This window comes from Stenotrophomonas sp. 99219_Sma (assembly GCF_056480785.1).
This window is the reverse complement of the sequence record NZ_CM151117.1, coordinates 1,406,752-1,421,245: the sequence shown is the minus strand read 5'-3', so window position 1 is coordinate 1,421,245 and position 14,494 is coordinate 1,406,752. Positions and strand designations below refer to the sequence as shown.

Genomic DNA, 14,494 nt, shown 5'->3' with positions numbered 1-14,494 from the left:
CATGAATGCTGTCGCAGACCTGCGCCGGGTCGCCGTATTCGGCGCCACCGGCTCGATCGGTGCCTCCACGCTGGACGTGATCGCCCGCCACCCGCAGCGCTACCAGGCCACCGTGCTGGCCGCCGGTCGTCAGGTGCAGGCGTTGCTGGCACTGTGCCGCCAGCACCGGCCCGCGCACGCGGTGATCGCCGACGAATCGCTGTTCGCTGAGCTGCGCGATGGCCTGCGCGATGCCGGACTGGCCACCGAGGCGCATGCCGGCCATGCCGCGCTGGACCAGCTGGCCGCCAGCGATGCCTGCGACACCGTGGTCGCCGCCATCGTCGGTGCGGCCGGGCTGTCTTCCACCCTGGCCGCCGCCGCCGCGGGCAAGCGCATCCTGCTGGCCAACAAGGAATCGCTGGTGCTGGCCGGTGAGCTGCTGACCCGCACCGCAGAACGCGCCGGCGCCGAGATCATCCCGATCGACAGCGAACACAGCGCGATCTTCCAGTGCCTGCGCTCGCGCGATGCCAGCGTCGATGGCGCCGGCGTGCGCCGCATCCTGCTGACCGCCTCCGGCGGCCCGTTCCGTGGCCGCAGCCGCGCCGAGCTGGCCCAGGTCACCCCGGCCCAGGCCGTTGCCCACCCGAAGTGGTCGATGGGGCCGAAGATCTCGGTCGATTCGGCGACGTTGATGAACAAGGGCCTGGAAGTGATCGAGGCCCACCACCTGTTCGGCATCCCCGGTGAGCGCATCGAAGTGCTGGTGCACCCGCAGAGCCTGGTCCACTCGCTGGTCGAGTTCGTGGACGGCTCGACTCTGGCGCAGATGGGCCTGCCGGACATGCGCACCACACTGGCCGTTGGCCTGGGCTGGCCACAACGCATTGAATCGGGCGTATCCGGGCTGGATCTGCTGGCCCAGGGCCGGCTCGATTTCGAGGCCCCGGACACCGACGCCTTCCCCTGCCTGGCCCTGGCCTGGCAGGCGATGCAGGCCGGCGGCACCGCCCCGGCGGTGCTGAACGCTGCCAATGAAGAGGCGGTTTCAGCGTTTCTTCAGGGCCGGATCGGTTTCCTGACCATCCCGGAGCTGGTTGCTAACGCTCTTTCAACACTGCCGACCCAGCCAGCCGATACACTGGAGGTCCTGTTGTCCGCCGACCAGCGGGCACGCCAGCTGACCCTGAACGCCATCGACGCCGCCTGAACGACCGCCTCGCCCAGCATGACGACGCCGCCCCTGCCCGCCACTGTGAGCCTGCATGACTGACTTCATCGGATCGGTCTGGTGGATGATTGTCAGCCTCGGGCTGCTGGTCACGTTCCACGAGTTCGGGCATTACTGGGTCGGGCGGCTGTGCGGGGTAAAGATCCTGCGCTTCTCGGTCGGCTTCGGCCGGCCGCTGTGGTCGCGCCGGGACAGGCACGGCACCGAGTTCGCCATCGCCGCCATCCCGCTGGGTGGCTATGTGAAGTTCCTGGACGAGCGCGAGGTCGAAGTGCACCCGCACGAGCGCGGTCAGGCCTTCAACCACAAGACCGTCTGGCAGCGCATCGCCATCGTCGCCGCCGGACCGATCGCCAACCTGCTGCTGTGCATCCTGCTGCTGTGGGCGATGTTCGTGATCGGCAAGCAGGATTATTCGCCGACCATCGGCCGTGTCAGCGGCATCGCCGCCAGCGCCGGCCTGACCAGCGGCGACCGCGTGCTGCGCGTGGACGAGCGCCCGGTGGTCACCCTCGGCGAGGCCAGCATGGCGCTGACCGCCGCCGCGATGGACCGCCGCGACGTGAAGCTGGAAGTGCTGGACCCGGCCGACCAGGTGCGCGTGCGCAGCCTGCCGCTGTCGCAGCTGCCCCCCGGCTTCGATGAACGGCGCGTGCCGATCCTGGCTGGCCTGTACTGGCAGTCGTGGCTGCAACCGGCGCTGGTCGAGTCGCTCACCGCGGACTCCGTGGTGGCCGGGCAGCTGCAGCCGGGCGATCTGATCGTAGCGATCGACGGCCAGCGCATCGACGGCGCCGACCAGGTCATCGGCGAGATCCAGACGCTGGGCCGCGCCGGCGGCCCGGGCATGATCGAGGTCCTGCGGGGCGGCGAGCGCCTGGCGCTGGAAGTCACCCCGCGCCAGGGCAAGGATTCAAAGGGCGAGCCGATCTGGCAGATCGGCGTGCAGTTCCCGACCTCGTTCAGCCCTCCCTACGACACCCTGCTGCGCTATGGCCCGCTCGACGCGGTCACCGTGGCCGTGCGCGAAACCGGCCGCCTGGCGGCCGATTCGCTGGGCATGATGGGCCGCATCGTCACCGGCAAAGCCTCGCTGCAGAACGTTTCCGGGCCCGTCACCATCGCCCGGGTAGCCAACATCTCGGCCAAACGCGGCCTGGACTGGTTCCTGCAGTTCCTTGCCCTGCTGTCACTCAGCCTGTGCATCATCAACCTGTTGCCGATCCCGATCTTGGACGGCGGCCACCTGCTGTATTACCTTATCGAGTTGGTCAAGGGCAGCCCGCTGAGCGAGCGTGCCATCGCCGCCGGCCAGTACATCGGCCTGGCGTTGCTGGCCGGGCTGATGGGGTTGGCGTTCTACAACGACATCCTCGGCCTGGTCCCGCGATGAACTTTTCCACGTTGTTGCCGTCTACAGCGTCGGCATCCCGCACCAATGAAATCGACCTTCCTACCGGACGTGACATGACGCGACTCCCCAATCGCCGCCTGCTGGCCCTCGCCCTCGCCGCCGTCACCGGCGCTCCCGCCCTGGCCCAGGCAGCCGAGCCCTTCACTGTCAGCGACATCCGCGTGGATGGCCTGCAGCGCATCAGCTCGGGCACGGTATTCACCTACCTGCCGGTGGAGCGTGGCGAGACGGTCACCGACAACAAGGTCGGCGAGACCATCCGCGCCCTGTACAAGACCGGCTTCTTCGAAGACGTGCAGCTGGACCGCCAGGGCAGCATCCTGGTGGTGACCGTCAAGGAACGCCCGGCGATCAACAAGCTGACCGTGACCGGCAACAAGGACATCAAGTCCGAGCAGCTGCTCAAGGGCCTGTCCGACATCGGCCTGACCGAGGGCGGCACCTTCGATCGCCTGAGCCTGGACCGCGTGACCCAGGAACTGCGTCGCCAGTACAACGACCGCGGCAAGTACAACGTCGAGATCACCCCGACGGTGAGCCCGCTGGACCGCAACCGCGTGGACATCGCGATCGCCATCAAGGAAGGCAAGGCGGCCAAGATCCGTCACGTCAACCTGGTCGGCACCGAGAAGTTCGAGAGCAAGGACATCCTGGAGACCTGGGAGTCCAAGGAGCACAACTGGGCATCGTGGTACCGCCGTGACGACCAGTACTCCAAGGAAAAGCTGTCCGGCGACCTGGAAAAGCTCAATTCCTGGTACCTCGACCGCGGCTATGTCGACTTCAGCATTGATTCGACCCAGGTGTCGATCAGCCCCGACAAGCGCGACATGTTCCTCACCGCCGGCGTGACCGAAGGTGCGCAGTACAAGATCTCCGAGATCAAGGTCAGCGGCGACACGATCCTTCCGCAGGAGGACGTCGAGCGCATGGTGATCCAGAAGTCCGGCGACACGTTCTCGCGTGCGCTGCTGGAATTCAGCTCGGACACCATCACCAACTCGCTGTCCAACATCGGCTACGCGTTCGCCAAGGTTAACCCGATCCCGACCACCAACCGCCCCGAGCAGACCGTGGCGATCAACATGCAGGTCGTGCCCGGCCCGCGCGTGTCGGTGCGTCGCATCCTGTTCCGTGGCAACACGCGTACGTCCGACGAAGTGATGCGTCGCGAAATGCGCCAGTTCGAGAACAGCTGGTACTCGCAGGCCGCGATCGACCGCTCCAAGATCCGCCTGCAGCGCCTGGGCTACTTCGAGTCGGTGGATGTTGAAACCCCGGCCGTAAGCGGCAGCAACGACCAGGTCGACGTCGTCTACAACGTCAAGGAAACCACGTCCGGCAGCTTCGTGTTCGGCCTGGGCTACTCGCAGTCCTACGGCATGACCACCTCGGTGCAGCTGTCGCAGAACAACTTCCTCGGCGGCGGCAACCGCGTGTCGGTCGAAGCCTCGCGCAGCAGCTACCTGCAGCGCTACGGCTTCAGCTACACCAACCCGTACTTCACCGATGACGGCGTGTCGCTGGGCTACAACCTGTCCTGGCGCGAACTGGACTACTCCGACTTCAACACCGCGCAGTACAACAGCACCAATGGTTCGGCGCAGGTGGTGTTCGGCGTGCCGATCACCGAGACCGATACCGTCTCGCTGATGTTCGGCATCGACAGCAACCAGATCACCACCTACCAGGGCTCGACCCCGCAGTCGATCATCGACTACATCAACGCCGTCGGTAGGCGCACGTTCCATGCCTGGCGCACCGAGCTGGGCTGGGCGCGTGACTCGCGCAACGACTACTTCATGCCGACCCGCGGTACCTACCAGCGCATCGGCCTGGAAACCACGCTGCCGGGTTCGACCATCGAGTACTACAAGCTGAACTACCAGATCAGCAAGTACTGGCCGATCATGCCGTCGCTGGTGATCAACACCCGTGCCGAAGTGGGCTACGGCGATGCCTATGGCAACGACTACACCCGCACGCTGACCAACCCGGACGGCACCACCCGTACGGTGACCGCCAGCGGCCTGCCGTTCTTCGAGAACTTCTACGCCGGCGGTACCAACTCGGTGCGCGGCTTCGAAGACAACACCCTCGGCCCGCGCGAAGTCACCAACGGCTACCCGGAAGGCCAGCCGCTGGGTGGTTCGCTGAAGACCGTCGGTTCGGTCGAAGCCTACTTCCCGCGCCTGTTCGACAGCCCGTCGGCACGCGTGTCCGCCTTCGTCGACTTCGGTAACGTCTACAACGGCACCAAGAACTTCAAGGCCAACGAACTGCGCGTGTCCACCGGTGTGGCCCTGCTGTGGCGCGCCCCGGTCGGCCCGATCTCGATCAGCTACGCCTTCCCGCTGAAGAAGGAAGACGATGACAAGATCGAACGTCTGCAATTCACGTTCGGTGGCCAGTTCTGAGGAACAACGTTCCTCAGAACTGATCCACCTCCGGTGAATTGCCCGCGCATTTCACCTATCCCCCGCGCCGCTGGCGCGCCCCCCTTAACAGAAGGGGGGCTCTCCACCAGACGGGATGCGAAGCGCCGGGCTCTGCCCGGCGTTTTCGTTTGGCCTGGATGCCGGAAGCGCCCGCTCTGCTTTTGATCTTTTCTGTTTTTCCGTGGCTGGCACTCGCGCCACGCCCTCGGAGGTCGGACGGGGTGGGGCTGCGGGGGTGTGAGCCGCATGGATGCGGCGACCAAGGCTACATGGACGTACTTGCGCCGCCCCCCGCAGCCCCGCCCCGTCCGACCCAGCCCATGACACTGGCTCTGCCGGCCGCGAGGGGCCCTGCCGTTGGCTGCATGACCGCCCCGCATGACCGCAATGCCGTCACACGTTAAACTCCCGCCGTGAATACTCCCACCTACACCGCCCAGCAACTCGCCGAGCAGTTCGGCCTGCAGGTCCACGGCGACCCCGCCACCGCCATCCATGGCGTGGCCACCCTCGCCCATGCCGGTCCTGGCCAGCTGACCTTCCTCGCCAACCCGCGCTACCGCGCCCAGCTGGCCGACAGCCAGGCCTCGCTGGTGGTCCTGCGTGCCGACGACGCCGAGGCCGCCCCCGGCGCCGCGCTCGTGGCCAAGGACCCGCATACACCACCTTCGCCAAGATCGCCGCGCTGTTCGACATCGCGCCGACGCGCCCGCCGGGCATCCACCCCAGCGCCGTCATCGATCCCAGCGCGCAGGTCGCCGCCAGCGCGCATATCGGCCCGTTCGTCTCCGTCGGCGCACGCAGCGTGGTCGGCGAAAACTGCATCATCGGCACCGGCAGCGTGATCGGCGAAGACTGCAGCCTGGACAACGGCTGCGAACTGATCGCGCGGGTCACCCTGGTCACCCGGGTCAAGCTCGGCAAGCGGGTTCGTGTGCATCCCGGTGCCGTGCTCGGCGCCGATGGCTTCGGCCTGGCCATGGACGCCGGCAAATGGATCAAGGTGCCGCAGCTCGGCGGCGTGCGCATCGGCGATGACTGCGAGATCGGCGCCAACACCTGCGTCGACCGTGGTGCGCTGGAAGACACCGTGCTGGACGAAGACGTGCGCCTGGACAACCTGGTGCAGATCGCGCACAACGTGCAGATCGGTGCGCACTCGGCCATCGCCGGCTGCACCGGCATCGCCGGCAGCGCCAGGATCGGCCGCTACTGCCTGCTCGGCGGCCACGTTGGCGTGGTCGGCCACCTCGAGATCTGCGACAAGGTCGTGATCACCGGCAAGTCGGTGGTCCGCAATTCCATCCATGAGCCGGGCGAGTACTCGTCCGGCACCCCGTTGACCGACAACCGCACGTGGCGCAAGAACGCCGCGCGCTTCAAGCAGCTGGACGCATTGGCTCGCCGCGTCCTGGCTGCTGGCAAGGAGAAAGAATGAACGACACGCTGCAGCTTCCGATCGACGTCTGCCAGATCCAGGAACTGCTCCCGCACCGCTACCCGTTCCTGCTGGTGGACCGGGTGCTTGAGCTCGACATCGACGCCAAGCGCATCCTTGCGCAGAAGAACGTCAGCATCAACGAGCCGTTCTTCCAGGGCCACTTCCCGGGCCGCCCGATCATGCCCGGCGTACTGATCATCGAAGCGCTGGCGCAGGCCGGTGGCGTGATGACCCAGCTCACGCTCGGCCGTGACTCGCAGTCCAAGCTGTTCTACATGGTCAAGGTGGAAAACGCCCGCTTCAACAAGCAGGTCGTTCCCGGCGACGTGCTGATGCTGGATGTGCAGATGAAGCGCCTGATCCGCAACATGGGCTGGTACTACGGCGAAGCCAAGGTCAACGGTGAAGTCGTTGCCTCGGCCGAAGTCATGTGCGCCGGCGCCAAGGGCTGATCCACTGGAGGCAGGAATGACTGACAACGCACCGCGGATCCACCCGACCGCCGTCATCGACCCGGCCGCGCGCCTGGCCGATGACGTCCAGGTGGGCGCGTTCACCCTGATCGGTGCCGATGTGGAAATCGGTGCCGGCACGGTGATCGGCCCCCACTGCAGCATCCACGGCCCGACGAAGATCGGCCGCGACAACCGCTTCATCGGCCACGCAGCCGTCGGTGGCGAACCGCAGGACAAGAAGTATGCAGGGGAGCGCACCGAGCTGGTGATCGGCGACCGCAATGTGTTCCGCGAGTTCGTCACGCTGAACCGTGGCACCGGCGGCGGCGGCGGCATCACCACCATCGGCGACGACAACTGGATGCTGGCCTACACGCACGTGGCGCATGACTGCCATGTCGGCAACTTCTGCGTGTTCTCCAACAACACCACCCTGGCCGGCCACGTGACCGTGGGTGACTACGTGATCATCAGCGGCTTCGCCGGGGCCCACCAGTTCTGCCGGATCGGCGCGCATGCCTTCCTCGGCATGGGCGCGCTGACCAATGGCGATGTTCCGCCGTTCACCATGGTCGGCACCGATTCGTTGGGCCGCCCGCGCGGCATCAACAGCGAAGGGCTGAAGCGCCGCGGCTTCGACGCCGAGCGCATTTCCGCCATCAAGCGTGCCTACCGCACGCTGTACGTGGCGGGCCTGCCACTGGCCGAAGCCAAGGTGCAGCTGACCGAACAGGCGCGCGACAGCGATGACGTGAAGGCCATGCTGGACTTCATCGAGCACGCCGAGAGGCCCTTGCTGCGATGAGCAGCACGACCGGCCAGGCGCCGGCCGGCGCCGCCGTGATTCCGCTGGCCTCGATGGCCGGCAGCGTCCCCGCGCAGCGGGTGCTCAGCGAGCGCCCCTTGCGGATCGCGCTGGTGGCCGGTGAGGCCTCTGGTGATCTGCTGGGTGCGGGACTGGTGCGCGAACTGAAGGCACGCTTTCCGAATGCCGAATTCGCCGGCATCGGTGGCGATGCCATGCGCAGCGCCGGCTGCCTGACCTGGCACGATGCCAGCGAGCTGGCGGTGATGGGCCTGACCGAAGTACTGCGCCATCTGCCACGCCTGCTCAAACTGCGTTCCGCGTTCCGCCAGCGTGCGCTGGAATGGCAGCCGGACGTGTTCATCGGCATCGACGCGCCCGACTTCAACCTGGGCATCGAACGCTGGCTGAAGCAGCGCGGCGTGCGCACCGTGCATTACGTGAGCCCCTCGGTCTGGGCCTGGCGCGAGAAGCGCGCCGAGAAGATCGGCAGCAGCGCCGACCTGGTGCTGTGCCTGTTCCCGATGGAACCGCCCATCTATGCCAAGCACGGCATCGACGCGCGTTTCGTTGGCCATCCGATGGCCGATGACATCCCCCTGCAGGGCAACCGCGAGGAAGCGCGCGCCGCGCTTGGCCTGCCGACGTCGGCCAAGGTGCTGGCGGTGTTGCCAGGCAGCCGCCTGGGCGAAATCTCGCGCCTCGGTGAACCCTTCTTCGAAGCCGCCTGGCAGGTCTCCGAGCGCATCCCCGGCCTGCACGTGGTGGTGCCTGCCGCCAACCCCGCATGCAAGCGGCTGATCGAAGAGCAGCTGTCGCGCTCGGCGCTGCCGGTCGCGTACTCGCATGTGCTCGACGGCCAGGCGCGCAACGCCATGATCGCGGCCGACGTGGTGGTGCTGGCGTCCGGTACCGCGACCCTGGAGGCGATGCTGGTGAAGCGGCCGATGGTGGTCGGCTACCGTGTCAACGAGCTGACCTACCGTCTGGTCAAGGCATTCGGCCTGATCAAGGTCGACCGCTTTGCCCTGCCCAACATCCTGGCCGGCCAGGACCTGGCACCGGAGCTGATGCAGCATGACTGCACGCCGGACAAGCTGGCTGCGGCCATCCAGCAATGGTTCGACCACCCGCAGCGGGTGACCGACCTGCAGGACACCTATGCCCGCCTGCATGAGCGCCTGCGCCGCAATGCGTCGGCACGTGCCGCCGACGCCGTCGGCGAGCTGCTGATGCGCGACCAGGCCCAGGCATGAGCCGCCGCCACGCCGCAGCGGCCAGCCTGACCCTGTTCGATGGCGCGGCGGTGGTCGAGCCGGAGCGCCTGGTCGCCGGCGTCGACGAAGCCGGTCGTGGCCCGCTGGCCGGGCCGGTCGCGGTGGCGGCCGTGGTGTTCGACCCGGCACGGCCGCGCATCAACGGCCTGGACGATTCCAAGCAGCTGACCGCGGCGCGCCGCGAGCAGCTGCATGACCGCATCATCGAGCGCGCCCTGGCCTGGCATGTGGTGCTGGTGGACGTGGACACCATCGACCGTCTGAACATCTACCAGGCCACCCTGCAGGGCATGCGCGACGTGGTCGCAGCGGTCGCCCACGTGGCCGGCTTCGCGCGCATCGATGGCAACGTGGTGCCCAAGGGTCTGGTACTGCCGGCGCAGGCGCTGGTCGGCGGCGATGGCATCGACCGCGCGATCATGGCCGCCTCGATCCTGGCCAAGGTCTCGCGCGACCGCTACATGCAGGAGGTGCATGCCCGCCATCCGCAGTACGGCTTCGAGCAGCACAAGGGCTACGGCACCCCGGCCCACCTGGCCGCCCTGCGCGAGCACGGCCCCTGCGTGGAGCACCGGCGCAGCTTCGCCCCGGTGCGCGAGTGCCTGGAAACAGCGCCAGCCCCCGCGATCACAGCCATCGCTTGAACAACGGCTGCCGGGTATCGTCCGGCGCTTTCACGGCAATGTGAACGCCTCCGCTGGCGCCGGGCCATGCCCGGCGACATTCGCGCAATCGGCGCACCGTCAAGTCCTTGTCGCTTCCCCCTGCCCTCGCTACCCTGACCGGGCACTCCAGCGCATCCCGACCCCGGCGACGATCTTCCGTCAGCACCCGGGGCCCGCGCGCTCCAACCTGGTCCGGCATGTCCAACTCCCGCTTCGTACATCTCCACGTCCACACCGAGTTCTCGCTGGCGGACTCGACCATCCGCGTGCCGGCCAAGCCCGACCAGGCGGACCCGAAGAAGGCCAAGCAGGCCAACCTGCTGTCGCGCTCGGTCGAGCTCGGCCTGCCCGCGCTGGCGGTGACCGACCTCAACAACCTGTTCGCGCTGGTCAAGTTCTACAAGGCCGCCGAAGGCGTGGGCATCAAGCCGATCGCCGGCGCCGACGTACTGATCGCCGAGGAAGGCCAGGACCCGTGGCGGATGACCCTGCTGTGCCGCGACCGTGAGGGCTACCTGAGCCTGTCGCGGCTGCTGACCCGCGCCTGGATGGAAGGCCATCGCCCGGAAGGCGGCGTGGCAATCCACCCGGACTGGCTGAAGGCCGGCAACGCCAACCTGTTCGCACTCGCTGGCCGGCAGAGCCTGGCCGGGCGCCTGGCGTTGGACGGCAAGCATGAACTGGCCGAGCAGCAGCTGGCCGACTGGCAACGCGTGTTCGGCGACGGCCTGCACCTGGAGCTGACCCGCACCGGCCGCGAGGGCGAAGAAACCTTCAACCAGTTCGCGCTGATGGCCGCCGGCCAGCGTGGCCTGCCGGTGGTGGCCAGCAACGACGTACGCTTCCTGTCGCCGACGGATTTCAGCGCGCACGAAGCGCGCGTATGCATTTCCACCGGCCGCGTGCTGGACGATCCCAAGCGCCCGCGCGAGTACAGCGACCAGCAGTACCTGAAGTCGGCCGAGGAGATGTGTGCGCTGTTCGCCGACATCCCCGATGCGATCGACAACACGCTGGCGCTGGCCGAACGCTGCAACATCGAGATGCGGCTGGGCACCTACTTCCTGCCCAACTACCCGGTGCCCGACGACGAGACCCTGGACACCTGGATCCAGAAGATGTCGCGCGATGGCCTGGAAGAGCGCCTGGAGAAGAATCCACTGGCGCCGGGCAAGACCCGCGAAGAGTATTTCGAGCGCCTGGAGTTCGAGCTCAACACCATCATCAAGATGGGCTTCCCGGGCTACTTCCTGATCGTGGCCGACTTCATCCAGTGGGGCAAGAACCAGGGCATTCCGATCGGCCCCGGCCGCGGTTCGGGTGCCGGTTCGCTGGTGGCCTGGGCGCTGAAGATCACCGATCTGGACCCGCTGCCGTACAACCTGCTGTTCGAGCGCTTCCTCAATCCGGAACGCGTGTCGATGCCCGACTTCGACATCGACTTCTGCATGGACCGCCGCGACGAGGTGATCGACTACGTCGCGCGCAAGTACGGGCGCGAGCGCGTCAGCCAGATCATCACCTACGGCACCATGGCCGCCAAGGCGGTGGTGCGCGACTCCGGCCGCGTGCTCGGTTTCCCGTACGGCCTGGTCGACGGTGTCTCCAAGCTGATCCCGAACATCCTCGGCATCCACCTGAAGGATGCGCTGGGCAAGGGCAAGGAAGGCCCGAGCTCGGAAATGGCGTCGGCCGAACTGATCCAGCGCTACGAGACCGAGGACGATGTCCGCGACCTGATCGATCTGGCGCTGCAGCTGGAAGACCTGACCCGCAACGCCGGCAAGCACGCCGGTGGCGTAGTGATCGGGCCCGAACCGCTGAGCGAGTTCTGCCCGCTGTACGCCGAACACGACGAGAACGGACTCGGCAAGAACCCGGTCACCCAGTTCGACAAGAACGACGTGGAAGAAGTGGGCCTGGTGAAGTTCGACTTCCTCGGCCTGCGCACGCTGACCATCATCGACTGGGCGGTGAAGGCGATCAACAAGCGCCATGAGCGCGCCGGCATTCCGCCGGTGGACATCGCCGCGATCCCGCTGGACGACACGCCCACCTACAAGGACATCTTTGCCAACGGCAATACCGGCGCGGTGTTCCAGTTCGAATCCTCGGGCATGCGCCGCCTGCTGAAGGACGCGCGCCCCGACCGTTTCGAAGACCTGATCGCGCTGGTGTCGCTGTACCGCCCCGGCCCGATGGACCTGATTCCCTCCTTCAATGCGCGTAAGCACGGCCAGGAAGAAATCATCTATCCCGATCCGCGCACCGAAGCGATCCTGAAGGACACCTACGGCATCATGGTGTACCAGGAGCAGGTGATGCAGATGGCGCAGATCGTCGGCGGCTACTCGCTGGGCGGCGCCGACCTGCTGCGCCGCGCGATGGGCAAGAAGGTGCCGGCCGAAATGGCCAAGCACCGTGAGATCTTCCGCGAAGGCGCGGCGAAGGACGGCGTGGACGAGGCCAAGGCCGACGCGATCTTCGACCTGATGGAGAAGTTCGCCGGCTACGGCTTCAACAAGTCGCACGCCGCTGCCTACGCGCTGGTCAGCTACCAGACCGCATGGCTGAAGCGCCATTACCCGGCCGAGTTCATGGCGGCCACGCTGTCCTCGGACCTGGACAACACCGAGAAGGTGGTCGGCTTCCTCGACGAGGTGCGCAACCTCGGCCTGACCGTGCTGCCGCCGAAGGTGAACCACTCGGCCTTCATGTTCGAAGCCGTCACCCCGGACACCATCCAGTACGGTCTGGGCGCGATCAAGGGCGTCGGCCAGGGTGCCTGCGAAGCGGTGGTGGACGAGCGCCTGAAGGGTGGCGACTACAAGGACCTGCTCGACTTCTGCACCCGCGTCGGATCGGCCAAGCTCAACCGGCGCACGCTGGAAGCGATGATCAACTGCGGCGCACTGGATGAGCTCGGGCATAACCGCGCCTCGCTGATGCTGCAGCTGCCGGAAGTGATCAAGGCCACCGACCAGATGGCGCGCGAACGTGCGTCCGGGCAGAACTCGCTGTTCGGCGGCCCCGACCCGAGCGCGACCACGATCCAGCTGGACCTGCCCGAAGCCGAGGAATGGCCGCTGCTGCAGCGCCTCAATGGCGAGCGCGACACGCTGGGTTTCTATCTCAGTGGCCACCCGTTCGATCCCTGGCGCGACGATGTGCGCGACCTGGTCGGCAACGACCTGGGCTCGGTGGAGAAGATCTGGAGCGCCAACAGTGGCGGCGGCGGCGGCGGCGAGAAGCGCTGGCGCCCGGAAGTACAGACCGTGCTGGCCGGCCAGGTGGTCGGCGTGCGCCGCAAGGGTGAGAGCCAGATCTTCATCCAGCTCGAGGACGGCCGTGGCCGCGTCGAGTGCAGCGCGTTCTCCGACGCGATGGCCGAGTTCGGCCACCTGATGACCAAGGACCGCATCCTGGTGGTCAAGGGTGGCCTGCGCGAGGACGAATTCAACGGTGGCTTCGCGCTGCGCATCCGCCAGTGCTGGGACTTCGACGAAGTCTGCGCCAACTACGCCACCCGGCTCTCGCTGCGCCTGGACCTGCGCCAGCAGCGCCCGGTCTGGGAACGCATTGATGCGCTGCTCGACCGCCATCGCCCTGGCCGCACGCCGCTGCGCCTGGACCTGCTGCTGAAGGGGCCGCACGGCGGCGTCGCCGGCATGCTCGATGTGTCCGGGCAGAGCGCGGTACGCATCGATTCCAAGCTGATGGAGGCGCTGCGCGCCGACCCCGCCGTGCGCACCCTGAAGGTGCGCTACAGCCCGCCGTGGGCCAGCTGAAGCTGGCTCCCTGGTTTTGCTGAAACCCCTGCTTTCCCGTTCCATGTATCAAGGACGATTGCCGATGAAGACCCTGCTGTTCCCGTTCGCCGCCGCGCTGGCCCTGGCCGCCTGTTCGCCCTCGAAGGTCGAGTTCCAGATCGACAACCCGACCGACACGCCGCTGGCACTGAGCATCGATGGCAAGGACCTGCCGGTGGCCGCACAGGGCTCGCGCCCGATTTCGCTGGCCGTCGGCGAACATCGCCTGCACACCGAAAAGCTCGGCGACGTGCACTTCATCGTCTACGTCGACGGTCGTGGCGGGCTGATCAACCCAACCCTGAGCGAGTACGTGGTCGCCCGCGAGATCTATGTCACCGATGAGAGCAAGCTGAAGAACTTCGGCACCGGCAAGGCCGGCATCGAGCTGGGCGGCGTCGACTTCGAAGGCCCGTTCGAAAAGAGCCACGAACTGTTCATCGACAAGACCTGGACCTACGGCGTGCGCGAACCGTTCCCCAAGGAAAAGGTGGTCGCCCACGTCGATTCCAGCGGCGGCCAGATCGTGGCCAAGGTGTTCACCGCGCCGGACTTCATCGCTTACGTGGAAGAAGGCATGGGAGAGCCCGGTGCGTTCAAGCGCGAGCAGCCGGCCGGCTACGTGGCCCCGGCGTTCAGCCTGGAACCGGCCCCGGCCAGCCTGCCGGCGCTGGTGCCGGCCTTCGAGGCGCATGCCGCGCCGCTGCGTGAGGTCTATGCGCGCTGGCTGAAGGCCACCACCGCCGATGAACAGAAGGCCCTGCGCAAGCAGGACTTCGCCGCGCAGATGGCCTTCACCTCGGCCACCGCCACCCTGGGCAGCGGGCTGGGCCGGGAGGCCAACGAGGCCTACAACGACTTCGTTTCCCAGCGCAGCCAGCTGATGGGCCGCAGCGCCCTGGTGGTGCCCTGAGCTGACTGGCGCCCCCTGCCCGGCTGCGCTACCGTCGCCTTCCAGACGAAGGCGTACGGGTGGT

At 67.0% G+C, this 14,494-nt stretch carries 9 protein-coding genes and 1 pseudogene; all 10 read left to right on the top strand.

Translation table 11 applies throughout. The features are described 5' to 3' along the window. The first annotated feature begins 1 nt into the window (after nucleotide 1). Entirely contained in the window at nucleotides 2-1,192 is a 1,191-nt protein-coding gene (locus tag ACZK13_RS06455) for a 1-deoxy-D-xylulose-5-phosphate reductoisomerase (protein ID WP_049399539.1), read from the top strand. A 55-nt stretch (nucleotides 1,193-1,247) separates the two neighbouring features. Continuing rightward, nucleotides 1,248-2,606 carry an RIP metalloprotease RseP gene (gene rseP / locus ACZK13_RS06450; protein WP_032127946.1) on the top strand — a complete coding sequence of 453 codons (1,359 nt, stop codon included), beginning with the start codon at nucleotides 1,248-1,250 and terminating at the stop codon, nucleotides 2,604-2,606. A 74-nt stretch (nucleotides 2,607-2,680) separates the two neighbouring features. Beyond that, nucleotides 2,681-5,044: an outer membrane protein assembly factor BamA gene (gene bamA, locus ACZK13_RS06445; RefSeq protein WP_049463624.1), complete on the top strand. Its 2,364-nt coding sequence runs from the start codon at nucleotides 2,681-2,683 to the stop codon at nucleotides 5,042-5,044. A 434-nt stretch (nucleotides 5,045-5,478) separates the two neighbouring features. Then, a pseudogene (lpxD, locus tag ACZK13_RS06440) lies at nucleotides 5,479-6,503 on the top strand (UDP-3-O-(3-hydroxymyristoyl)glucosamine N-acyltransferase). Then, nucleotides 6,500-6,958, top strand: a complete 459-nt coding sequence (gene fabZ, locus ACZK13_RS06435) for a 3-hydroxyacyl-ACP dehydratase FabZ (protein WP_032128326.1) — start codon at nucleotides 6,500-6,502, stop codon at nucleotides 6,956-6,958. Before lpxD ends, fabZ begins: the two are co-directional and overlap by 4 nt. Before the next feature lie 16 nt (nucleotides 6,959-6,974). Then, nucleotides 6,975-7,766: an acyl-ACP--UDP-N-acetylglucosamine O-acyltransferase gene (gene lpxA / locus ACZK13_RS06430; RefSeq protein ID WP_032128327.1), complete on the top strand. Its 792-nt coding sequence runs from the start codon at nucleotides 6,975-6,977 to the stop codon at nucleotides 7,764-7,766. 53 nt (nucleotides 7,767-7,819) lie between these two features. Further along, nucleotides 7,820-9,022, top strand: a complete 1,203-nt coding sequence (gene lpxB / locus ACZK13_RS06425) for a lipid-A-disaccharide synthase (protein ID WP_100437555.1) — start codon at nucleotides 7,820-7,822, stop codon at nucleotides 9,020-9,022. Beyond that, entirely contained in the window at nucleotides 9,019-9,687 is a 669-nt protein-coding gene (locus ACZK13_RS06420; protein ID WP_049461544.1) for a ribonuclease HII, read from the top strand. The genes lpxB and ACZK13_RS06420 overlap by 4 nt, the downstream gene beginning before the upstream one ends. Nucleotides 9,688-9,905: 218 nt before the next feature. Further along, entirely contained in the window at nucleotides 9,906-13,496 is a 3,591-nt protein-coding gene (gene dnaE, locus ACZK13_RS06415) for a DNA polymerase III subunit alpha (protein WP_121503847.1), read from the top strand. Between the two features lie 64 nt (nucleotides 13,497-13,560). Then, nucleotides 13,561-14,430 carry a hypothetical protein gene (locus tag ACZK13_RS06410; RefSeq protein WP_478482372.1) on the top strand — a complete coding sequence of 290 codons (870 nt, stop codon included), beginning with the start codon at nucleotides 13,561-13,563 and terminating at the stop codon, nucleotides 14,428-14,430. Nucleotides 14,431-14,494 lie beyond the last annotated feature (64 nt).

Bases quoted from the DNA above. Each gene is read 5' to 3' on its own strand.
- lpxA (WP_032128327.1), top strand. From the start codon at position 6,975: ATGACTGACAACGCACCGCGGATCCACCCGACCGCCGTCATCGACCCG.
- rseP (WP_032127946.1), top strand. From the start codon at position 1,248: ATGACTGACTTCATCGGATCGGTCTGGTGGATGATTGTCAGCCTCGGG.
- fabZ (WP_032128326.1), top strand. From the start codon at position 6,500: ATGAACGACACGCTGCAGCTTCCGATCGACGTCTGCCAGATCCAGGAA.
- dnaE (WP_121503847.1), top strand. From the start codon at position 9,906: ATGTCCAACTCCCGCTTCGTACATCTCCACGTCCACACCGAGTTCTCG.
- ACZK13_RS06420 (WP_049461544.1), top strand. From the start codon at position 9,019: ATGAGCCGCCGCCACGCCGCAGCGGCCAGCCTGACCCTGTTCGATGGC.
- ACZK13_RS06410 (WP_478482372.1), top strand. From the start codon at position 13,561: ATGAAGACCCTGCTGTTCCCGTTCGCCGCCGCGCTGGCCCTGGCCGCC.
- bamA (WP_049463624.1), top strand. From the start codon at position 2,681: ATGACGCGACTCCCCAATCGCCGCCTGCTGGCCCTCGCCCTCGCCGCC.
- ACZK13_RS06455 (WP_049399539.1), top strand. From the start codon at position 2: ATGAATGCTGTCGCAGACCTGCGCCGGGTCGCCGTATTCGGCGCCACC.
- lpxB (WP_100437555.1), top strand. From the start codon at position 7,820: ATGGCCGGCAGCGTCCCCGCGCAGCGGGTGCTCAGCGAGCGCCCCTTG.